The following is a 20,068-nucleotide window of genomic DNA, read 5'->3' on the forward strand; positions in this document are numbered from 1 at the left end:
CGGTGCCCGGTCAGGCCGCGGCCAGCTGCGCGTGCATCTCCTGCACCGAGATCACGCCCAGCTCGTCCATGAAGCCCATGCCTTCGACCGCGGCTTCGGCGCCGAAGATCGTGGTGAAGGTGGTCACGCGCGCCAGCAGTGCCGAGGTGCGGATCTGGCGCGAGTCGGTGATCGCGTTGCGGCGCTCTTCCACCGTGTTGATGACCAAGGCAATCTCGTTGTTCTTGATCATGTCCACGATGTGCGGGCGGCCTTCGGTCACCTTGTTGACCGTCTCGCAGGCGATGCCGGCGGCGCTGATGGCCGCGGCGGTGCCCTTGGTGGCGACCAGCTCGAAGCCCAGCTTGGCCAGGCCGCGCGCCACTTCGACGGCACGTGCCTTGTCGTTGTTCTTCACCGAGATGAAGGCCTTGCCCGACTTGGGCAGCAACGTGCCCGCGCCGAGTTGCGACTTCACGAAGGCTTCGCCGAAGGTCTTGCCCACGCCCATCACTTCGCCGGTCGACTTCATCTCGGGGCCGAGGATGGTGTCCACGCCCGGGAACTTGACGAACGGGAACACGGCTTCCTTCACGCTGAAGTACGGCGGCGTCACTTCCTTGGTCACACCCTGCGACGCGAGCGACTGGCCGGCCATGCAGCGTGCCGCCACCTTGGCCAGCTGGATGCCCGTGGCCTTGCTCACGTAAGGCACGGTGCGCGAGGCACGCGGGTTCACTTCGAGCACGTAGATGACGTCCTTGCCGTCCTTCTGCTGGATGGCGAACTGCACGTTCATCAGGCCGACCACGTTCAGCGCGGCGGCCATGGCGGCGCTCTGGCGCTTCAGCTCGGCCACCGTGTCGGCGTTCAGGCTGTAGGGCGGCAGCGAGCAGGCGGAGTCGCCCGAGTGCACGCCGGCCTGTTCGATGTGCTCCATCACGCCGCCGATCAGCGTGCCGCCTTCGGCGTCACGGATGCAGTCGACGTCGCATTCGACGGCGTCGTTCAGGAAGCGGTCGAGCAGCACCGGCGAGTCATTGCTGACCTTCACGGCCTCGCGCATGTAGCGCTCGAGGTCGCGCTGCTCGTGCACGATTTCCATCGCGCGGCCGCCGAGCACGTAGCTCGGGCGCACCACCAGCGGGTAGCCCAGGGCCGCAGCCTTTTCGAGCGCTTCGGGTTCGGTGCGCGCGGTGGCGTTCGGCGGCTGGCGCAGGCCCAGCTCGTGCAGCAGCTTCTGGAAGCGCTCACGGTCTTCGGCCGCGTCGATCATGTCGGGCGAGGTGCCGATGATCGGCACGCCGTTGGCTTCGAGGTCGAGCGCAAGCTTCAACGGCGTCTGGCCGCCGTACTGCACGATCACGCCGAGCGGCTTTTCCTTGTCGACGATCTCGAGCACGTCTTCGAGCGTGAGCGGCTCGAAGTACAGGCGGTCGGAGGTGTCGTAGTCGGTCGACACGGTCTCGGGGTTGCAGTTGACCATGATGGTCTCGTAGCCGTCTTCGCGCATGGCGAGCGCGGCGTGCACGCAGCAGTAGTCGAACTCGATGCCCTGGCCGATGCGGTTGGGACCGCCGCCGAGCACCATGATCTTCTTCTTGTCGGTCGGGTCGGCCTCGCACTCGTCCTCGTAGGTCGAGTACATGTAGGCGGTGTTGGTCGCGAACTCGGCCGCGCAGGTGTCCACGCGCTTGTAGACCGGGCGCACGCCCAGGGCGCGGCGCTTCTCACGGATGGCCGTGTCGGTGGTCTTGAGCTGCTTGGCCAGGCGACGGTCGGAGAAGCCCTTCTTCTTGAGCGCGAGCAGCGTGTCCTTGTCGATATCGTCGAGCGACTTGGTTTCCAGCTCGAGCTCGATCTTCACGATCTCTTCGATCTGCACCAGGAACCACGGGTCGATCTTGGTCAGCGCGAACACTTCATCGACGCTCAGGCCCATGGCGAAGGCGTCGCCCACGTACCAGATGCGCTCGGGACCGGGCTCGCCCAGTTCCTTTTCGAGCACTTCGCGGTCTTGCGTCTTCTCGTTCAGGCCATCGACGCCCACTTCGAGGCCGCGCAGGGCCTTCTGGAACGATTCCTGGAAGGTGCGGCCCATGGCCATCACCTCGCCCACCGACTTCATCTGCGTCGTGAGACGCGAGTCGGCCTGCGGGAATTTCTCGAACGCGAAACGCGGGATCTTGGTGACCACGTAGTCGATCGAGGGTTCGAACGACGCGGGCGTGGCGCCACCGGTGATCTCGTTGCGCAGCTCGTCGAGCGTGTAGCCCACAGCCAGCTTGGCCGCGACCTTGGCGATGGGGAAGCCCGTGGCCTTGGAGGCCAGCGCCGACGAACGCGACACGCGCGGGTTCATCTCGATGACGACCATGCGGCCGTCCTTCGGGTTGATGGAGAACTGCACGTTCGAGCCGCCCGTATCGACGCCGATCTCGCGCAGCACGGCCAGCGAGGCGTTGCGCAGGATCTGGTATTCCTTGTCGGACAGCGTCTGCGCCGGCGCCACGGTGATCGAGTCGCCGGTGTGCACGCCCATCGGGTCGAGGTTTTCGATCGAGCAGACGATGATGCAGTTGTCGGCCTTGTCGCGCACGACTTCCATCTCGTACTCTTTCCAGCCGAGCAGCGACTCTTCGATCAGCAGCTCGTTGGTCGGCGAGGCTTCGATGCCGCGCTTGCAGATGGTCTCGAACTCTTCCGGGTTGTAGGCGATGCCGCCGCCGGTGCCGCCCAGCGTGAAGCTGGGGCGGATGACGACCGGGAAGCCGACCGTCTTCTGCACGGCCCACGCCTCGTCGAGCGTGTGGGCGATGCCCGAACGCGCCGAGCCCAGGCCGATCTTGGTCATCGCGTCCTTGAACTTCAGGCGGTCTTCGGCCTTGTCGATGGCTTCGGGCGTGGCGCCGATCAGCTCGATCGGGCGGTTCGTGGCCGTGCCGGTGTACTTGTCGAGCACGCCGTTGCGCCACAGGTCGAGCGCGCAGTTCAGCGCGGTCTGGCCGCCCATGGTCGGCAGGATCGCGTCAGGGCGTTCCTTGGCGATGATTTTTTCAACCGTCTGCCAGGTGATGGGCTCGATGTAGGTGACGTCGGCCGTGGCCGGGTCGGTCATGATCGTCGCGGGGTTGCTGTTGATCAGGATGACCTTGTAGCCTTCTTCGCGCAGCGCCTTGCAGGCCTGCACGCCGGAGTAGTCGAACTCGCAGGCCTGGCCGATGATGATCGGGCCGGCGCCGATGATGAGGATCGATTTGAGGTCGGTGCGCTTAGGCATTCTTGTGCTCCGTCTTGTGCTTTTCCATGAGTGCCGTGAAGCGATCGAACAGGTAGCCGATGTCGTGCGGGCCCGGCGAGGCTTCAGGGTGGCCCTGGAAGCAGAACGCGGGCTTGTCGGTGCGCGCCAGGCCCTGCAGCGTGTTGTCGAACAGGCTGATGTGGGTGGGGCGCAGGTTGGCTGGCAGCGACTTCTCGTCGACCGCGAAGCCGTGGTTCTGGCTGGTGATGCTCACGCGGCCGTTGTCCAGGTCCTTCACCGGATGGTTCGCGCCGTGGTGGCCGAACTTCATCTTGAAGGTCTTGGCGCCCGAGGCGAGCGCCATGATCTGGTGGCCCAGGCAGATGCCGAAGGTGGGAATGCCGGTTTCGATCAGTTCCTTGACGGCGCTGATGGCGTAGTCGCAGGGCTGCGGGTCGCCGGGGCCGTTGGCCAGGAAGATGCCATCGGGCTTGAGCTTGAGCACGTCGGCCGCGGGCGTCTGCGCCGGCACCACGGTGATGCGCGCGCCGCGCTGCGCGATCATGCGCAGGATGTTCTTCTTGACGCCGTAGTCGAACGCGACCACGTGGAACTGCGGCGTGATCTGCACGCCGTAGCCCGCACCGAGTTTCCACTCGGTCTCGGTCCATTCGTAGGTCTGCTTGACCGACACCACCTTGGCCAGGTCGAGGCCGGCCATGCTGGGCGCGGCCTTGGCTGCGGCGATGGCCTTGTCGATCAGCGCCTGCGTCACGGTCTCGCCCGCGGCCAGGCCCAGGATGCAGCCGTTCTGCGCGCCGTGGGTGCGCAGGTGGCGCGTGAGCTTGCGGGTGTCGATGTTCGCAATGGCCACCGTGTTGCCAGACACGAGGTACTCGGTCAGCGTGGCGGTCTTGCGGAAGTTGGACGCGACGAGGGGCAGGTCCTTGATGATCAGGCCCGCGGCATGGATCTTGTCGGCTTCGATGTCCTCGCCGTTGACACCATAGTTGCCGATGTGCGGATACGTCAGGGTGACGATCTGCTGGCAGTAGCTGGGGTCGGTGAGGATTTCCTGGTAACCGGTCATCGCGGTGTTGAACACCACTTCACCGGTCGTGGAGCCGGCGGCTCCGATCGAGTTGCCGAGAAAGACCGTGCCGTCTGCGAGCGCCAGGATGGCGGGCGGGAAACTTCCCTTGAGAGACAAAAGCACTGGGTTCTCCGGATGGTTACGGTCGCCCGGAGCCCCAGGCGCGTTGCCTGCGGACTGCTGCTTAAGGGGATTTTGGCGTTGAAGGCGGCCGGGCGACGCTGATTTGCGAGTAAGCCCCCGATTGTAGCCCGGACTGGGTGTGTTATTTGGCCTGCAGGGCTGCTCCGCTTGCGTGCAGGCAGATGGCGGCCGCCGCCGCCACGTTGAGCGACTCCTCGCCGCCCGGTTGCGCAATGCGGATGTGGTGGGCGGCCCGGGCTTCCAGCGCGGCCGAAACGCCCTGCCCCTCGTGGCCCATCAGCCAGGCGCAGGGGTGCGGCAGATCGGCCTTGTGCAGCCATTCGCCCCGGTGCGAGCTGGTGGCCACCAAGGGCACCCGCAGCGCGTCGAGCGCGTCGATGTCCACGCCTTCGACCAGCCGCAGGCCGAAGTGGGCCCCCATGCCGGCGCGCAGCACCTTCGGCGCCCACAGCGCGGCCGTGCCCTTGAGCGCGATCACCTGGGTGAAGCCGAAAGCCGCCGCGCTGCGCAGGATGGAGCCGGCATTGCCGGCGTCCTGCAGGCGGTCGAGCACCACGCTCGGCGCGTCGGGCAGGATTTCGGGCCGCGGTGGCAGGTCGAGCACGAAGCCCATTGGCGCGGGCGACTCCAGGCCACTCACTGCGCGCAGCAGGTCGTCGGCGACCACTACCGTTTTGATAGCACTCTGTACCCATTCGGCGGGCGCCGAGGGCCAGAACGCTTCCGAAAACACCGCCACCGCCGGCCGGACGCCGCGGGCCAGCGCCGCACGGCACAGGTGATCGCCCTCAAGCCAGAGCCGGCCGAGCTTGCGATAGGCACCCGGGTCTTGCGCGAGCTTGCGCAAATCCTTGAGCAAGGGGTTGTCGCGCGAGCTGATGTGGCTCGGGCCGGTGTCGGTGGTCATGGCAGGCTCAGGGGGCAGCGCGCGGATCGAGGCGTGCGCTGTGGTTTTCGGCGGCGCCGATCACGTGGGCGACCGAAACCTCGCCGGCCATGACGTTGACGCCTGAAGTTGCGGCGGCCGTGCGCGCCAGCGCCGCCGCCACCGGGCTGAACGAGCGGCGGTGATGCACGCAGGCCCCATGGCGCTGGAGCGCCTCGAGGTGCTCGCGCGTGCCGTAGCCCTTGTGGCCGGCGAAGCCGTAGTGTGGAAATTCGTCGTGCAGTTGCGTGCAGAGCCGGTCGCGGTGCACCTTGGCCAGGATGGACGCGGCCGAGATCGCCTTGACCCGCGCGTCGCCCTTGACGATGGCCTCGGCCAGCACGTCGAGCCGGGGCAGCCGGTTGCCGTCCACCAGCACCTTGACCGGCTTGAGCCGCAGGCCTTCGACCGCGCGACGCATCGCGAGCATGGTGGCCTGCAGAATGTTGAGGCTGTCGATCTCCTCGACCGAGGCCTGGGCGATCGAGCAGCACAGCGCCTTGGCCAGGATCTGGTCGTGCAGGCGTTCGCGCTGCAGGGCCGTGAGCGTCTTGGAGTCGGCCAGGCCGCGGATCGGGCGCAGGTCGTCGAGGATCACAGCCGCGGCCACCACGGGGCCGGCCAGCGGTCCGCGCCCTGCCTCGTCGACGCCCGCCATCAGGCCGGGCGCGTCCCACACCAGCGGGGCCTGCTCAGCCTTCAAGAACTTTCTGGATCGCATCGGCGCACAGTGTGGGCGTGTCGCGCTGCAATTGCACATGCAGCGCTGAAAATCTTTGTTGCAGCGCCTGCGTCTTCGCGGGCGCGTCGAGCCATTCGAGCGTGGCCTGTGCCAGCGCCTCGGGCGAGGCGGCTTCCTGCAGCAATTCGGGCACCACGAACTCGCGGCACAGGATGTTCGGCAGCCCGACCCAGGGCTGCAGCTGCTTGCGCTGCATGAGGCGCCACGAGAGCCCGTTCATGTTGTAGGCGATGACCATCGGGCGCTTGAACAGCGCCGCCTCGAGCGTGGCCGTGCCGCTGGCGATCAGCGTGACGTCGCAGGCGGCGAGCGCGGCATGGGACTGGCCGTCGAGCAGCTTCACCCGCCCTGCCATGCCGGCGGCCTGCAGCAGGCTTTCGACCTCGGCGCGCAACCCCGGCAGGATCGGCGCGATGAACTGCAGCTTCGGCTTCGCCTTCTGCATCAGCGCCGCGGCCGCGAAGAAGCGGGCCGCCAAGTAGCGTATTTCCGAACGCCGGCTGCCGGGCAGCAGCGCAACGACCTGCGCCTCGGGGTCCAGCCCGAGTGCGGCGCGGGCGGCGGCGCGGTCGGGCGTCATCGGGATCACGTTGGCAATCGGATGGCCCACATAGCTCGCGGCCACGCCCTGCTTTTCGAGCAGTTCGGGCTCGAACGGGAAGATGCACAGCACGTGGTCGGCGGCGGCGCGGATCTTGTCGATGCGGTTGGCACGCCAGGCCCAGATCGAGGGGCAGACGAAGTGAACGGTCTTGATGCCCTCGCTGCGCAGGCCGGCTTCGAGGTCGAGATTGAAATCGGGCGCATCGACACCGATGAACAGCTCGGGGCGCTCGCGCAGCAGCCGGGCCTTGAGCTGGCGGCGAATGCCGGCGATCTCCGCGTAGTGCCGAAGCACCTCGATGTAGCCGCGTACGGCCAGCTTTTCCTGCGGCCACCAGCTCTGGAAGCCATGGGCCAGCATGCGCGGGCCGCCGATGCCGACGGTCTGCAAGGCCGGCCAGCGGGCCTCGAGGCCGTCGAGCAGCAAGCCCGCGAGCAGGTCGCCGGACGCTTCGCCCGCGACCAGCGCGAAGCGGCGCTGTTCGTTCGTGCTCATCGCGCCCATGTCAGCGCGCGATGCCGCGCGTTGAATGAGCGAGGAAGGCCTCCATCAGCGCGACATCGCCGGCGGCCTCGGGCATTTCCGCTGCGAGTTCGGCGATGGCGGCGCGCGCCTCTTCGAGCGTCTTGCCCTGGCGGTACAGCAGGCGGTGCATCTGCTTGACCGCCGCGAGCCGCTGCGCCGAGAAATCGCGCCGGCGCAGGCCCACGATGTTGAAGCCGCGAACCGCCAGCGGATTGCCGTCGACCAGCATGAACGGCGGCACGTCCTGCGAGATCGCACTCGCGAAGCCGACCATGGCGTGCGCGCCCACCGAGACGAACTGATGGATGCCGGTCAGGCCGCCGATCGTGACCCAGTCGGCCAGGTGCACATGGCCGGCCAGCGTCGTGTTGTTGGACAGCGTCGTGTGGTTGTCGACCCGGCAGTCGTGCGCGATGTGCGTGTACGCCATGATCCAGTTGTCGTTGCCGACGCGCGTGATGCCCCCTGCCCCGGGCACGCCGAGGTTGAAGGTGCAGAACTCGCGGATCACGTTGCGGTCGCCGATGGTCAGCTCGGTAGGCTCGCCCGCGTACTTCTTGTCTTGCGGGATCGCACCGAGCGACGAGAACTGGAAGATCCTGTTGTCGCACCCGATGGTCGTGCGCCCTTCGATCACGCAATGCGCGCCGATGGTGGTGCCCGCGCCGATCCGCACGTGCGGGCCGATCACGGTGTAGGGGCCGACCGACACCGAGGCGTCGAGCTGGGCCTTCGGGTCGACGATCGCGGTCGAATGAACCTGGGTCATGCCTTGCAAGAGACGATGAGCCGGATCAGCTGTTGATCTGTCGCATGGCGCACATCAGCGAGGCTTCGCACGCCAGTTCGCTGCCCACGAGCGCACGGCCCTTGAACTTCGAGATGCCGGCCTTCATGCGCTCGATCTCGACTTCCAGCGTGAGCTGGTCGCCCGGCTCCACGGGGCGCTTGAAGCGCGCGCCGTCGATGGCCGCAAAGTAGTAGACGGTGTTGTCGTCGGGCACGATGTCCAGCGAACGGAACGACAGCAGCGCCGCAGCCTGCGCCATGGCTTCGAGCATCAGCACGCCCGGCATCACCGGACGGTGCGGGAAGTGGCCGTTGAAGAAGGGCTCGTTCATCGTCACGTTCTTGAGCGCCGTGATGCGCTTGCCCTTTTCCATGCTCAACACCCGGTCCACCAGAAGAAACGGGTAGCGATGCGGCAGCAACTTGAGAATTTGGTGGATATCGAGCGTCGTGTCCGTCATGGTGTTCTGTTCCTGCATCGTCGTCATTGTTTCGAGGGGGCTTTTTCCAGCGCCTTCAGTCGTTCGCGCAGGCTGTGCAACTGCTTGAGTGTTGCCGCATTCTTTTCCCAGTTCGCATTGTCATCGATCGGAAACATGCCGGTGTACTGGCCCGGCTTGCGGATGGAACGCGTCACCACTGTGGCCGCCGACACGTGCACGCCGTCGGCCACCGTGAGGTGGCCCAGCACGATGGCGCCGCCGCCGAAGGTGCAGTGGGCGCCGATGGTGGCGCTGCCGGCCACGCCGACGCAGCCCGCCATGGCGGTGTGCTTGCCGACGCGCACGTTGTGGCCGATCTGGATCAGGTTGTCGAGCTTCACGCCGTCTTCGATCACGGTGTCGTCCAGCGCGCCGCGGTCGATGCAGGTGTTGGCGCCGATCTCGACGTCGTTGCCGATGCGCACCGCGCCCAGCTGCTCGATCTTGACCCAGGCACCCTGGTGCGGCGCGAGGCCGAAGCCGTCGGCTCCGATCACCACGCCGGGGTGCAGCAGGCAGCGCTCGCCGATGGTGCAGTCTTCGCTGACCGTGACGCGCGACTTCAGCACGGTGCCCGCGCCGATGCGCGCGCCCCGCTCCACCACGCACAGCGCACCGATGCGCGCAGCGGCGTCGACATGGGCTTCGGGATGGATCACGGCGGAGGGATGGATGCGATCGGCTTCCGGGCGCGCATGGTGTGCTTTCCACAGCTGCGTCAGGCGTGCAAAGTAGTAGTACGGGTCGGGCGTGACGATGTAGGCGCCACGCGCCGCGGCAGCCTCGCGCATGGCGGGCGACACGATGACACAGGCCGCCTTGGAGGCGGCCAGTTCCTGCTGGTATTTGGGATGGCTCAGGAAGCTGAGCGCATCGGGCTGCGCATTCTGCAGCGGCGCGAGCCGCTCGATGGACAGCGTGGCATCTCCATGAAGCTCGCCCCCGAGGGCGTCAACGATGGCTCCGAGCTGCAGCGACACGCCGGTTCGCGGCGTTACTTGCCGGCCGCAGGCGCAGAGGAGCCGACCGACGCGTTGAGCGCCTTGATCACCTTGTCGGTGATGTCGTGCTTCGGGTTGATGTAGATCGCTTCCTGGAGGATGGCGTCGTACTTTTCAGCTTCGGCGACCTGCTTGACCACGCGGTTGGCGCGCTCGTAGACCTGCTGGAGCTCTTCGTTCTTGCGCGCGTTCAGGTCTTCCTGGAACTCGCGGCGCTTGCGCTGGAAGTCGCGGTCCTGGTCGACCAGCGAACGCTGGCGCGAGACGCGCTGGCTTTCCGACAGGGTCGGCGCCTCGCGCTCGAACTTCTCCGAGGCCGTCTTCAGCGCATCGCCCTGCACGGTCAGGTCCTTTTCGCGCTTGAGGAATTCAGCCTCGAGCTTGGCTTGCGCGGTCTTGGCCGGCTGCGCTTCGCGCAGCACACGGTCGGGGTTCACGAAACCGATGCGAAAGCTTTCCTGGGCCTGCGCGGGCGCAGCCACGAGGGCAAAAGCGGGAATCAGGAACGCGCCGGCGGCGGCGCGAATCAAATGCTTCATTTAGAAAGACGTTCCGATCTGGAATTGGAGGCGCTGAATTCTATCCTTCGGGATCACGACGAACCCGGTGCTCGGATCCGTCACTTCCTTCTGGGACTTGACGGGGAAGGCGTAGGCCAGGCGCAGCGGGCCCAGCGGCGAGATCCAGCTGATGCCCAGGCCGACCGAGGCGCGCAGCTTCTTCTGGGCCTTCCATTGCTCGTCCGTCACGTTGGGTGCACGGGAGCCGAACACGTTGCCGACGTCGAAGAAGCCGTACAGGCGCAGCGTGCGGTCGTTGCCGGCGCCGGGGAACGGCGTGCTCAGCTCGGCGTTGAAGATGGCCTTCTTGGTACCGCCCAGTGCCGCGCCTTCGGTCTGGCCGAGCAGCGGCTGGTCGCGCGGGCCCAGCGAATTCTGCTCGAAACCGCGGATCGAACCCAGGCCACCGGCGTAGAAGTTCTTGAAGATCGGGTAGACCTTGCCACCGAAGGCCTTGGCATAGCCTACTTCGCCGTTGATGGCGAAGGTGTACTGCTTGTTGATCGCGAAGAACTGCTGGTACTGGTAGCTGGTCTTCAGGTACTTCATGTCCCCGCCCACGCCCAGCTCGAGGTTGGCGCGCTGCAGACGGCCGGTGGTCGGGACCAGCGCGCTGTCGCGGCTGTCGCGGCCCCAGCCCACGGTCAGCGGGATGCCCCAGACACTCTTCTGGTCGCAGCTGGTGACGAACCAGCCGGTCGCGTCCTTGCCGCAGTGGAAGTAGTTCAGGTACGACTGCGGCGTGGTGAGGCCGGCGAGCGCCGAGCGGTTCGGGTCGAACGCGTAGCGCTCCAGACCGACGCCGAAGAAGACGGTGTCGAGTTCGCTGAACGGCACGCCGAAACGGATCGAGGCGCCCTGGTTCACCAGCTTGTAGTCGCCGTCTTCGTTCGTGGAGTACGGGCGCGTCGTCGTGTGGTACACGCTGATCGTGCGCGAGATGCCGTCCTTCGTGAAGTACGGGTCGGTGGTGGTCAGCGACAGCGTGCGGTTGTACTTGCTGGTGTTGACCTGCACGCCCAGGAAGTTGCCCGAGCCGAACACGTTTTCCTGCGAGATGCCGAAGGTCAGCGCGACCTTTTCCGCGCTCGAGTAGCCGGCGCCCAGCTGCAGCGTGCCGGTGGGCTTTTCGGCCACGTTGACGGTCAGGTCGACCTGGTCGGGCGAGCCCGGCACTTCCTGGGTCTCGACGTTCACTTCGGTGAAGAAGCCCAGGCGGTCCACGCGGTCGCGCGAGACCTTGATCTTGTCGCCGTCGTACCACGAGGCTTCGAACTGGCGGAACTCGCGGCGGATCACTTCGTCGCGCGTCTTGTTGTTGCCGCCGACCGACACGCGGCGCACGTACACGCGGCGCGAAGGCTCGGCCTGCAGCGTGAGCGTGACGCGGTTGTTCACGCGGTCGATGTCCGGACGCGCCTGCACGCGGGCGAAGGCGTAGCCGAAGGTGCCGAAGTAGTCGCTGAAGGCCTTGGTGGTCTCGGTGACCTGCTCGCCGTTGTAGGGCTCGCCGGGCTTGATCGTGATGAGCGACTTGAACTCGTCGTCGCGGCCCAGGTAGTTGCCGTCGAGCTTGATGCCCGCCACCACGAACTTCTCGCCTTCGGTGATGTTCACCGTGACGCTCAGGTCCTTGCGGTCCGGCGAAATGGCGACCTGGGTCGAATCGATGCGGAACTCGAGGTAGCCGCGCGTGATGTAATAGCTCTTCAGCGTCTCGAGGTCGGCGTTGAGCTTGGCGCGCGAGTACTGGTTCGACTTGGTGTACCAGCTCATGAAGCCGCCGCTGTCCTGGTCGAACAGGCTCAGCAGCGTCGATTCGCTGAAGGCCTTGTTGCCGACCACGTGCACTTCGCGGATGCGGGCGGACTCGCCTTCGGTCACGGTGAACGTCAGGTTCACGCGGTTGCGCTCGATGGGCGTGACGGTGGTCACGACGTTCGCGTTGTACAGGCTGCGGCTCACGTACTGGCGCTTGAGCTCCTGCTCCGCGCGGTCGGCCAGGGCCTTGTCGTACGGGCGACCGTCGGCCAGGCCGATTTCACGCAGCGCCTTCTGCAGCGCCGCCTTGTCGAATTCCTTGGCGCCGACGAAGTCGACGTCGGCGATGGTGGGCCGCTCTTCGACGATCACCACCAGCACGTTGCCGTTGACGTCGATGCGCACGTCCTTGAACAACCCCAGGTCGAACAGCGCGCGGATCGCGGCCGAGCCGCGTTCATCGCTGTAGGTGTCGCCCACACGCAGGGGCAGCGACCCGAAGATCGTGCCGGCCTCGACGCGTTGCAAGCCTTCGACGCGAATATCGCGCACCGTGAAAGGCTCGACGGCCCAAGCGGCCGTGGCCGCCAGCGTGCTGGCCACCACCGCGGCAACGCTACGCAGGCGAAAGCGACTGAAGTTTGTGTTCATCTGTGAATTGGGCCGGCACGGAAAGGGCCGGCAGAAAGTTAACCAAAGAGCCGCGTGACGTCGTTGAAGAGTGCGACCGACATCATCACCAGCAGCAAGGCGACACCGCCACGCTGCAGCCGTTCCATCCAGGCGTCGGAGACGCTTTTCCCGGTCAGGCCCTCCCAAAGATAATACATCAGGTGCCCCCCATCGAGGACCGGCAGCGGCATCAGGTTGAGCACCCCGAGGCTCACGCTGATGAGCGCGAGAAAGACCAGGTACTGCGTCAGACCGAGGCTGGCGGACTTGCCGGCGTAATCAGCAATTGTTAAGGGACCGCTCAGGTTCTTGATCGAGGCCTCGCCGATCAGCATCTTGCCCATCATGCGAACCGTGAGCGCGGACACCTCCCAGGTGCGCACCACGCCACGCCAGACGCCGTCGATGACGCCCTGGCGCACCGTGACCATCTCGGGCGGCGCGCCGACGTAGGCGCCGATGCGAGCCACCTTGGTGGCGCCCTCTTCGCGCACTTCCGGCTTGACCTCGAGCGAGAGCGGCTGGCCGCCGCGCTGGAGCTGCCAGGTCTGCGTGCGCGCCTGCCCGGCGGCATCGACCGAGGCCCGGATGACTTCGCGCAGCTGCTGCCCGTCGAGGATGGGGGTGTCGCCGATGGTAAGAACCAGGTCGCCATTGCGCAGGCCCGAACGCTCCGCCGCGCTGCCCGCCATGACCTCGCCGATCTCGGGGCGGGTCAGCGGTGCGACCACGCCGATCTTGCGGAACATCTGCGGATCGGCGTCCTTGGCCTCCACGCGGCTCAGCGGCAGGACCAGTTGACGGCCGGGGCGACCGCCCTCACCCGCCACTTCGAGCGTGAGGTCGCGGCCGTCGAGCGCGCCGCGCGTCATGCGCCAGCGCAGGTCTTCGAAAGACTGGACCGGCGACAGGTCGCCGTCAAACCCGGCCTGGGTGATGTGTTCGCCGCCACGCAGGCCGGCCGCCTCGGCCAGCGACGCCGCCACCGGCCGGGCCAGCTTGGCCACAGGCTCGTCGACGCCGATCCAGTTGACGGCCGTGTACAGAACGACCGCCAGCAGCAGGTTGGCGATCGGGCCGGCGGCCACGATGGCCGCACGCGAGCGCAGCGGCTGGGTGTTGAAGGCGCGGTGCCGCTCCTCGGGCGCCACGGGGCCTTCGCGCTCATCGAGCATCTTGACGTAGCCGCCAAAGGGAAAGGCGCCGATCACGAACTCGGTCTGCTGCCCCGGATGCTGGTGCTTGGGCTGCCAGCGCAGGAGGGCCTTGCCGAAGCCGACCGAGAAGCGCTCCACCTTGACGCCGCAGGCCACGGCCACGCGGTAGTGGCCGTATTCGTGGACCGCGATGAGGATGCCGAGAGCGACCACAAAAGCTATGACGGTGAGCATCGGGGTCCTCTGCGCAGTAGGGAATCAGGCCGCGAAACGTGCCGCGGCGGCATTGGCCGCTTCGCGGGCGCTGGCGTCGAGCGCCAGCAGGTCGGCCAGCGATGCCGGCTTGGAGGGCATGACCGCCTCCAAAGTTTCCAGGTTGACCGCATGAATGCGATCGAAACGCAGGCGCCGGTCGAGAAAGGCGGCCACCGCCACCTCATTGGCCGCGTTCAGCACCGCAGTGGTGCCCGACGCGGCGCGCAAGGCCTGCCACGCCAGGCCCAGGCCGGGGAACAGCGCAGGATCGGGCGCGTCAAAGGTCAGCGAGCCCATCTGGCGGAAATCGAGCCGTGCCGCCCCGCTTTCGATGCGCTCCGGCCAGGCCAGCCCGACCGCGATCGGCACGCGCATGTCGGGCGTGCCGAGCTGGGCGATGACCGAGGCGTCGGTGAACTGCACCATCGAATGGACCACGCTCTGCGGGTGGATGACGACCTCGATCTGCTCCGGCGACACGCCGAACAGGTGGCGCGCCTCGATTACCTCGAGCGCCTTGTTCATCATCGTGGCCGAGTCGACCGAGATCTTGCGGCCCATGACCCAGTTCGGGTGCGCACAGGCCTGCTCGGGCGTCACAGCGCCCAGCGTGTCGGGTGCCCGGGTGCGGAACGGGCCGCCCGAGGCGGTCAGGATGATCTTGTCGATGCGCCGCGCCCAGGTGGACGGGTCTTCGGGCAGCGACTGGAAGATGGCCGAATGCTCGCTGTCGATGGGCAACAGCGTGGCGCCGCCCTCCTGCACCGTGCGCATGAACAGTTCGCCGCCGACGACCAGGGCTTCCTTGTTGGCCAGCAGCAGACGCTTGCCGGCGCGCGCGGCGGCCAAGCACGGCGCCAGGCCGGCAGCACCGACGATGGCGGCCATCACGGCATCGACTTCGTCGTCCGACGCTATTCTTTCGAGAGCATCGTCGCCCATCAGGACGCGGGTCGGCAGATTGTTCTGCTTGAGCTTTTCAGCCAGCAGCGCGGCATGCGGCGCACTCACCATGACGGCGAAGCGCGGCGAAAAGCGCGCGCATTGGGCCAGCAGCTCGTCGACCTTGGTGGCCGCCGAGAGCGCAAACACCTCGAAGCGCTCGGGGTGACGGGCGATGACGTCGAGCGTGCTGACACCGACCGAACCGGTCGAGCCGAGCACCGTGACACGTTGTTTGGGAGTGTTCACAGGAAAGCCAGCATCATGGCAATGGGAAGTGCCGGCAAGAGGGCATCCACGCGGTCGAGCACGCCGCCGTGGCCGGGCAGCAGACGGCTGCTGTCCTTGGCGCCGGCGCTGCGCTTGATCAGCGATTCGACGAGGTCGCCGACGACGCTCATCGTCGCCAGGAACACCGCCCCGATCAACAGCAGCCACCAGCCGCGCTCATGCAGGCGGGTGTAGAGGCTGGGCACCGTGGCGCCCAGGCTCTTGTCGGCCCAGACCCAGGCGAACGCCAGCACGATGACGCCGGCCATGCCGCCCCAGACACCTTCCCAGCTCTTGCCGGGACTGATGGCAGGCGCCAGCTTGGCGCGCGTGAACTTCAGGCCGAAGGCGCGGCCGGCGAAATAGGCGAACACGTCCGCCACCCAGACCAGCACCAGGATCGACAGCAGGAAGTTGATGCCGACCATGCGTGCCTGCACTGCCGCAAGCCATGCGACCCACAGCGCCAGCAGGCCGCCCACCAGCCGCAGTCCGCGCGGAATGCGCGGCCAGCCGGGCACCGCGACGCGCAGCAACGCCGCGCCGCCGAGCACCCAGGCTGCACTGGCCAGGGACCACATGAGGAACAGGCGCTGCTCCAGCAGCCCCAGCCACCACGACAGCCCGCACAGCGCCACCATCTCGGCGCCCAGGAACAGCGACATGCCCTGCCCGTAGCCGTTCAAGCGTCCCCACTCCCATGCGGCGGCGCCGATCAGCACCAGCATCACGCAGGCGAAGGGAATGTGGTTTCGATAGAACAGCGCCGGCAGCAGGATCGCGAGCAGCACGATCGCCGTGAGGATGCGTTGTTTGAGCATGCGGAAGGTGGTGTCGGGCCGTTGTCAGGCCGCGGAAGCCGAGACCTGCGCCGAGGTCTGGCCGAAGCGACGCTCGCGGCCCTGGAATGCGGCGATGGCCTCGTCCAGTGCGGCTTCATCGAACTCGGGCCACAGCTTGTCGCTGAAGAACAGCTCGGCGTAGGCACTCTGCCAAAGCAGGAAATTCGACAGCCGCTGCTCGCCACCCGTGCGGATGAACAGGTCGGGGTCGGGCACGTGGGCCAGCGCCATGGCGCGATCGAGGTTCATCTCGGTCATGGGCAGGCCCTGCTCGGCGAGCTTGGCCGCGGCGCGGGCGATGTCCCAGCGCCCGCCGTAATTGAAGCAGATGTTGAGAATCAGACGCGTGTTGTGGGCCGTGGTCTGCTCGGCCGACACCAGGCCGGCCACCATCTTGTCGGACAGGCCGGCGCGTTCACCCACGAAATGCAGCCGCACGCCGTCGGCGTTGAGGCGCGGCACTTCGCGTGCGAGTGCCCCGACCATCAGTTGCATCAGGCCGGAGACTTCTTCAGGGGGACGGTTCCAGTTCTCCGAGGAGAACGCGAACACGGTGAGCACGCCCACGCCACGGTCGGCGCAGGCCTTGACGCAGCGCCGCAGCGACTCCACGCCCTGCTTGTGCCCCGCCACGCGGGGCAGGAAGCGCTTGGTGGCCCACCGGCCATTGCCATCCATGACGATGGCAACGTGGTGCGGAGGGGGCGTCGTCTGCGGCGAGGAGGCCATGCGGAGCCTCAAACGGCCATGATCTCCGCTTCTTTCGCGGCGACCAGACGGTCGATTTCCGCGATGTGCTTGTCGGTGACCTTCTGGATGTCGCCTTCGGCGCGCTTCTGGTCGTCTTCCGAGGCCAGCTTGTCCTTCACGAGCTTCTTGACGGCTTCGTTCGCATCGCGGCGCAGGTTGCGCGTGGCGATCTTGGCGCTCTCGCCTTCGTTGCGGACCAGCTTGGTCATTTCCTTGCGGCGCTCTTCACTCATGGCAGGCAGCGGCACGCGGATCAGGTCGCCCATCGAGGCGGGGTTCAGGCCCAGGTCGCTTTCGCGGATGGCCTTCTCGATCTTGGCGCCCATGCCCTTTTCCCAGGGCTGGACACTGATGGTGCGCGAGTCGAGCACCGACACGTTGGCCACCTGGCTCAGCGGCACCTGCGAGCCGTAGTACTCGACGTGGATCGAGTCGAGCAGCGCCGAGTTGGCACGGCCCGTGCGGATCTTGGTGAGGTTGTTCTGGAAGGCGGCGAGCGACTGGTTCATCTTCGCGTCGGTCGCACTGCGAATGTCTGCAATGGTCATCTCATTTACTCCTAGGCATGCACCAGCGTGCCCTCGTCCTCGCCCATCACGACGCGCTTGAGGGCGCCGTTCTTGAAGATCGAGAACACCTTGATCGGCAGCTTCTGGTCGCGGCACAACGCGAAGGCCGTGGCGTCCATGATGCCGAGATTCTGCGCAATCGCCTCGTCGAAGGTGAGCGTGGCGTAGCGCGTGGCTTCGGGGTGGGTCTTGGGATCGGCGGTGTAGACGCCGTCCACCTTGGTCGCCTTGAGCACCAGCTCGGCGCCGATTTCGGCACCGCGCAGCGCGGCGGCCGTGTCGGTCGTGAAGAAGGGGTTACCGGTACCGGCCGCGAACACCACGACCTTGCCCTCTTCGAGGTACTGCAGGGCCTTGGGGCGCACATAGGGCTCGACCACCTGCTCGATGGCGATGGCGGACATCACGCGGGCCACGAGGCCCTGCTTGTTCATCGCGTCGGCCAGGGCCAGCGAGTTCATGACGGTGGCCAGCATGCCCATGTAGTCAGCCGTGGCACGGTCCATGCCGACGGAGCCTCCCGCGACGCCGCGGAAGATGTTGCCGCCGCCGATCACGACCGCCACTTGGACACCCATGTTCACGACCTCGGCCACTTCTTCGACCATGCGCACGATGGTGGCGCGGTTGATGCCGAAGGCGTCATCGCCCATCAATGCCTCACCCGACAGCTTCAACAAGATTCGCTTGTGGGCTGGGCGGGCATCAGACATGGGCATTTTCCTTAGAGGGTTGGCGGGGGCGAGTGTAAAACGTGGCGGTGAAAAAGCGGCGGCACGCTGTCGCGCACCGCCGCTTGGAGGCCTGCCGGATCAGGCGGCAGCCTTGGCAGCAGCGACCTGAGCGGCCACTTCGGCAGCGAAGTCGTCGACCTTCTTCTCGATGCCTTCGCCGACCACGTACAGGGTGAAGCCCTTGATCGTGGTGTCGGCGGCCTTGAGCATCTGCTCGACGGTCTGCTTGTCGTTCTTCACGAACGGCTGGTTGTGCAGCGAGACTTCCTTGAGGTACTTCTGCACGCCGCCTTCGATGCGCTTGGCAACGATGTCGGCCGGCTGCGGCTTCTTGCCTTCGGCTTCAGCGACCTTGCGGTCTTCTTCCGCCTTGCCGGCGGCCACGGCGCGTTCTTTTTCGATCAGGTCGGCGGGCACGTCCGAGGCCTGGATGGCGACCGGCTTCATGGCGGCGATGTGCATCGCGACGTCCTTGGCCGAGGTGTCGTCACCTTCGAACTCGACCATCACGCCGATGCGCGTGCCGTGCAGGTACGACGCCAGCTTGCCATTGCCCGTGAAGTGCTTGAAGCGGCGGAAGCTCATGTTCTCGCCGATCTTGCCGATCAGGCCCTTGCGCACGTCTTCGAGCGTGGGGCCGAAGCCGTCCTGCTCGTAAGCCAGCGCGCCCAGTGCGGCGATGTCGGCGGGGTTGTTCTTGGCGACCAGCATCGCGGCAGCGTTGGCCATGGCCAGGAAGCTGTCGTTCTTGGTGACGAAGTCGGTTTCGCAGTTGATTTCGATCATGCCGCCGGCAGCGCCGTCGACGAAAGCCGTGACCACGCCTTCAGCGGTGATGCGGCCCGATGCCTTGCCAGCCTTGTTGCCGAGCTTGATGCGCAGCAGCTCTTCGGCCTTTTCCATGTTGCCGTCGGCCTCCGTCAGGGCCTTCTTGCATTCCATCATGGGCGCATCGGTCTTCGCGCGCAGTTCGCCGACCATGCTTGCGGTGATTGCAGCCATTTGTGTATCTCCGTAAATCCAAAAATCAGGTTAAAAAAAAGGGGCACCAAAGCCCCTTCTTCAGGCTCGCGAACGCGCCTATCAGGCCGAAGCGCCTTCTTCGACTTCGACGAATTCGTCGCCGCTGCCTTCGGCAACGGCCTTGACCACGTCACCGCCGGCGCTGTTGCGGCCTTCGATGATCGCGTCGGCGATGCCACGGGCGTACAGCGTGACGGCCTTCGACGAGTCGTCGTTGCCGGGGATCACGTAGTCGATGCCTTCGGGCGAGTGGTTGGAGTCGACCACACCGATCAGCGGGATGCCGAGCTTCTTGGCTTCGGCCACGGCGATCTTGTGGAAGCCCACGTCGATCACGAAGATGGCGTCAGGCAGCGCAGCCATGTCCTGGATGCCGCCGATGTCCTTCTCGAGCTTCGCGATTTCGCGCGAGAACGTGAGCTGCTCTTTCTTGCTCAGGCTGTCGAGGCCGGCTTCTTGCTGGGCCTTCATGTCCTTCAGACGCTTGATCGAGGTCTTGACGGTCTTGAAGTTGGTCAGCATGCCGCCGAGCCAGCGGGTGTCGACGAAAGGCACGCCGGCGCGACGGGCTTCGGCAGCCACGATTTCACGGGCTTGGCGCTTCGTGCCGACCATCAGGATGGTGCCGCGGTTGGCCGTGAGTTGCTTGGCGTACTTCATCGCGTCCTGGAACATCGGGAGCGACTTTTCCAGGTTGATGATGTGAATCTTGTTGCGGTGACCGAAGATGAACGGAGCCATCTTGGGGTTCCAGAAGCGGGTTTGGTGACCGAAGTGGACACCGGCTTCCAGCATTTCGCGCATGGTGGTCGACATTGAATTTACTCCAAAGGTTGGGTCTAAAATCCAGCCCGTTTTGCGCCCCTTCGACGGGGTCGCAACACCTTGATTGGGCCGGTTTGCGGATGTGCTTGACTGGCGGCGACAAAACTGTCGCATAACCAGCGAAACCCAAAGAGTATAGCACGGCGGCCACCCCCTCCTCCCTCGAACCGAGCCGTTCCAAGG

The 20,068-nt window shown here is 66.2% G+C and carries 18 protein-coding genes; all 18 read right to left on the reverse strand.

Features of this window, described 5'->3' with window-relative positions:
* Window positions 1-10 precede the first annotated feature (10 nt).
* The 18 genes from carB to rpsB all read right to left on the reverse strand — a co-directional run bounded on the left by carB (window position 11) and on the right by rpsB (window position 19,876).
* A complete protein-coding gene (carB, locus tag VBO01S_RS05390; protein ID WP_062471576.1) occupies window positions 11-3,259 on the reverse strand; it encodes a carbamoyl-phosphate synthase large subunit in 3,249 nt (1,082 codons plus the stop codon).
* Entirely contained in the window at window positions 3,252-4,436 is a 1,185-nt protein-coding gene (carA, locus tag VBO01S_RS05395) for a glutamine-hydrolyzing carbamoyl-phosphate synthase small subunit (RefSeq protein ID WP_062471578.1), read from the reverse strand. Before carA ends, carB begins: the two co-directional genes overlap by 8 nt.
* 142 nt (window positions 4,437-4,578) lie before the next feature.
* Window positions 4,579-5,364: a TrmH family RNA methyltransferase gene (locus VBO01S_RS05400; protein WP_062471581.1), complete on the reverse strand. Its 786-nt coding sequence runs from the start codon at window positions 5,362-5,364 to the stop codon at window positions 4,579-4,581.
* 7 nt (window positions 5,365-5,371) lie between these two features.
* Complete coding sequence (gene rnhB, locus VBO01S_RS05405; RefSeq protein ID WP_062471584.1) at window positions 5,372-6,103, reverse strand: ribonuclease HII; 732 nt, start codon at window positions 6,101-6,103, stop codon at window positions 5,372-5,374.
* Window positions 6,075-7,223, reverse strand: coding sequence for a lipid-A-disaccharide synthase (lpxB, locus tag VBO01S_RS05410; protein ID WP_082817996.1), 1,149 nt, complete (start codon window positions 7,221-7,223; stop codon window positions 6,075-6,077). Before lpxB ends, rnhB begins: the two co-directional genes overlap by 29 nt.
* 10 nt (window positions 7,224-7,233) lie before the next feature.
* The gene (gene lpxA / locus VBO01S_RS05415; RefSeq protein WP_062471587.1) at window positions 7,234-8,022 is read right to left on the reverse strand and encodes an acyl-ACP--UDP-N-acetylglucosamine O-acyltransferase; all 789 of its coding nucleotides are present in this window, start codon (window positions 8,020-8,022) and stop codon (window positions 7,234-7,236) included.
* Between the two features lie 25 nt (window positions 8,023-8,047).
* Complete coding sequence (gene fabZ, locus VBO01S_RS05420; protein WP_255221048.1) at window positions 8,048-8,530, reverse strand: 3-hydroxyacyl-ACP dehydratase FabZ; 483 nt, start codon at window positions 8,528-8,530, stop codon at window positions 8,048-8,050.
* The gene (gene lpxD, locus VBO01S_RS05425; protein ID WP_062471590.1) at window positions 8,527-9,504 is read right to left on the reverse strand and encodes a UDP-3-O-(3-hydroxymyristoyl)glucosamine N-acyltransferase; all 978 of its coding nucleotides are present in this window, start codon (window positions 9,502-9,504) and stop codon (window positions 8,527-8,529) included. The genes fabZ and lpxD overlap by 4 nt, the downstream gene beginning before the upstream one ends.
* Window positions 9,505-9,518: 14 nt before the next feature.
* Window positions 9,519-10,064, reverse strand: a complete 546-nt coding sequence (locus VBO01S_RS05430) for an OmpH/Skp family outer membrane protein (RefSeq protein WP_062471593.1) — start codon at window positions 10,062-10,064, stop codon at window positions 9,519-9,521.
* Window positions 10,065-12,497: an outer membrane protein assembly factor BamA gene (gene bamA / locus VBO01S_RS05435; protein ID WP_062471595.1), complete on the reverse strand. Its 2,433-nt coding sequence runs from the start codon at window positions 12,495-12,497 to the stop codon at window positions 10,065-10,067.
* Between the two features lie 38 nt (window positions 12,498-12,535).
* On the reverse strand, window positions 12,536-13,909 hold the full coding sequence (gene rseP / locus VBO01S_RS05440) for an RIP metalloprotease RseP (protein WP_062471598.1): 1,374 nt from the start codon (window positions 13,907-13,909) through the stop codon (window positions 12,536-12,538).
* Window positions 13,910-13,933: 24 nt separating this feature from the next.
* Window positions 13,934-15,121: a 1-deoxy-D-xylulose-5-phosphate reductoisomerase gene (gene ispC / locus VBO01S_RS05445; RefSeq protein WP_062471601.1), complete on the reverse strand. Its 1,188-nt coding sequence runs from the start codon at window positions 15,119-15,121 to the stop codon at window positions 13,934-13,936.
* The gene (locus VBO01S_RS05450; protein WP_062471604.1) at window positions 15,118-15,963 is read right to left on the reverse strand and encodes a phosphatidate cytidylyltransferase; all 846 of its coding nucleotides are present in this window, start codon (window positions 15,961-15,963) and stop codon (window positions 15,118-15,120) included. The genes ispC and VBO01S_RS05450 overlap by 4 nt, the downstream gene beginning before the upstream one ends.
* A gap of 24 nt (window positions 15,964-15,987) precedes the next feature.
* Entirely contained in the window at window positions 15,988-16,713 is a 726-nt protein-coding gene (gene uppS, locus VBO01S_RS05455) for a polyprenyl diphosphate synthase (protein WP_062471606.1), read from the reverse strand.
* An 8-nt stretch (window positions 16,714-16,721) separates the two neighbouring features.
* Window positions 16,722-17,282: a ribosome recycling factor gene (gene frr / locus VBO01S_RS05460; RefSeq protein WP_062471609.1), complete on the reverse strand. Its 561-nt coding sequence runs from the start codon at window positions 17,280-17,282 to the stop codon at window positions 16,722-16,724.
* An 11-nt stretch (window positions 17,283-17,293) separates the two neighbouring features.
* Complete coding sequence (pyrH, locus tag VBO01S_RS05465) at window positions 17,294-18,016, reverse strand: UMP kinase (protein WP_062471612.1); 723 nt, start codon at window positions 18,014-18,016, stop codon at window positions 17,294-17,296.
* A 99-nt stretch (window positions 18,017-18,115) separates the two neighbouring features.
* On the reverse strand, window positions 18,116-19,039 hold the full coding sequence (tsf, locus tag VBO01S_RS05470; protein ID WP_062471615.1) for a translation elongation factor Ts: 924 nt from the start codon (window positions 19,037-19,039) through the stop codon (window positions 18,116-18,118).
* Window positions 19,040-19,120: 81 nt separating this feature from the next.
* The gene (gene rpsB, locus VBO01S_RS05475; RefSeq protein ID WP_062471618.1) at window positions 19,121-19,876 is read right to left on the reverse strand and encodes a 30S ribosomal protein S2; all 756 of its coding nucleotides are present in this window, start codon (window positions 19,874-19,876) and stop codon (window positions 19,121-19,123) included.
* Between the last annotated feature and the right edge of the window lie 192 nt (window positions 19,877-20,068).

This window comes from Variovorax boronicumulans NBRC 103145, from assembly GCF_001591345.1.
Classification (GTDB): domain Bacteria; phylum Pseudomonadota; class Gammaproteobacteria; order Burkholderiales; family Burkholderiaceae_C; genus Variovorax; species Variovorax boronicumulans.

Excerpts from the sequence above, each read along its gene's own strand:
- rnhB (WP_062471584.1), bottom strand. The coding sequence starts at position 6,103 with ATGCGATCCAGAAAGTTCTTGAAGGCTGAGCAGGCCCCGCTGGTGTGG.
- VBO01S_RS05400 (WP_062471581.1), bottom strand. The coding sequence starts at position 5,364 with ATGACCACCGACACCGGCCCGAGCCACATCAGCTCGCGCGACAACCCC.
- uppS (WP_062471606.1), bottom strand. The coding sequence starts at position 16,713 with ATGGCCTCCTCGCCGCAGACGACGCCCCCTCCGCACCACGTTGCCATC.
- lpxA (WP_062471587.1), bottom strand. The coding sequence starts at position 8,022 with ATGACCCAGGTTCATTCGACCGCGATCGTCGACCCGAAGGCCCAGCTC.
- VBO01S_RS05450 (WP_062471604.1), bottom strand. The coding sequence starts at position 15,963 with ATGCTCAAACAACGCATCCTCACGGCGATCGTGCTGCTCGCGATCCTG.
- pyrH (WP_062471612.1), bottom strand. The coding sequence starts at position 18,016 with ATGTCTGATGCCCGCCCAGCCCACAAGCGAATCTTGTTGAAGCTGTCG.
- bamA (WP_062471595.1), bottom strand. The coding sequence starts at position 12,497 with ATGAACACAAACTTCAGTCGCTTTCGCCTGCGTAGCGTTGCCGCGGTG.
- tsf (WP_062471615.1), bottom strand. The coding sequence starts at position 19,039 with ATGGCTGCAATCACCGCAAGCATGGTCGGCGAACTGCGCGCGAAGACC.
- frr (WP_062471609.1), bottom strand. The coding sequence starts at position 17,282 with ATGACCATTGCAGACATTCGCAGTGCGACCGACGCGAAGATGAACCAG.
- VBO01S_RS05430 (WP_062471593.1), bottom strand. The coding sequence starts at position 10,064 with ATGAAGCATTTGATTCGCGCCGCCGCCGGCGCGTTCCTGATTCCCGCT.
- carB (WP_062471576.1), bottom strand. The coding sequence starts at position 3,259 with ATGCCTAAGCGCACCGACCTCAAATCGATCCTCATCATCGGCGCCGGC.
- rpsB (WP_062471618.1), bottom strand. The coding sequence starts at position 19,876 with ATGTCGACCACCATGCGCGAAATGCTGGAAGCCGGTGTCCACTTCGGT.
- fabZ (WP_255221048.1), bottom strand. The coding sequence starts at position 8,530 with ATGACGACGATGCAGGAACAGAACACCATGACGGACACGACGCTCGAT.
- lpxB (WP_082817996.1), bottom strand. The coding sequence starts at position 7,223 with ATGAGCACGAACGAACAGCGCCGCTTCGCGCTGGTCGCGGGCGAAGCG.
- rseP (WP_062471598.1), bottom strand. The coding sequence starts at position 13,909 with ATGCTCACCGTCATAGCTTTTGTGGTCGCTCTCGGCATCCTCATCGCG.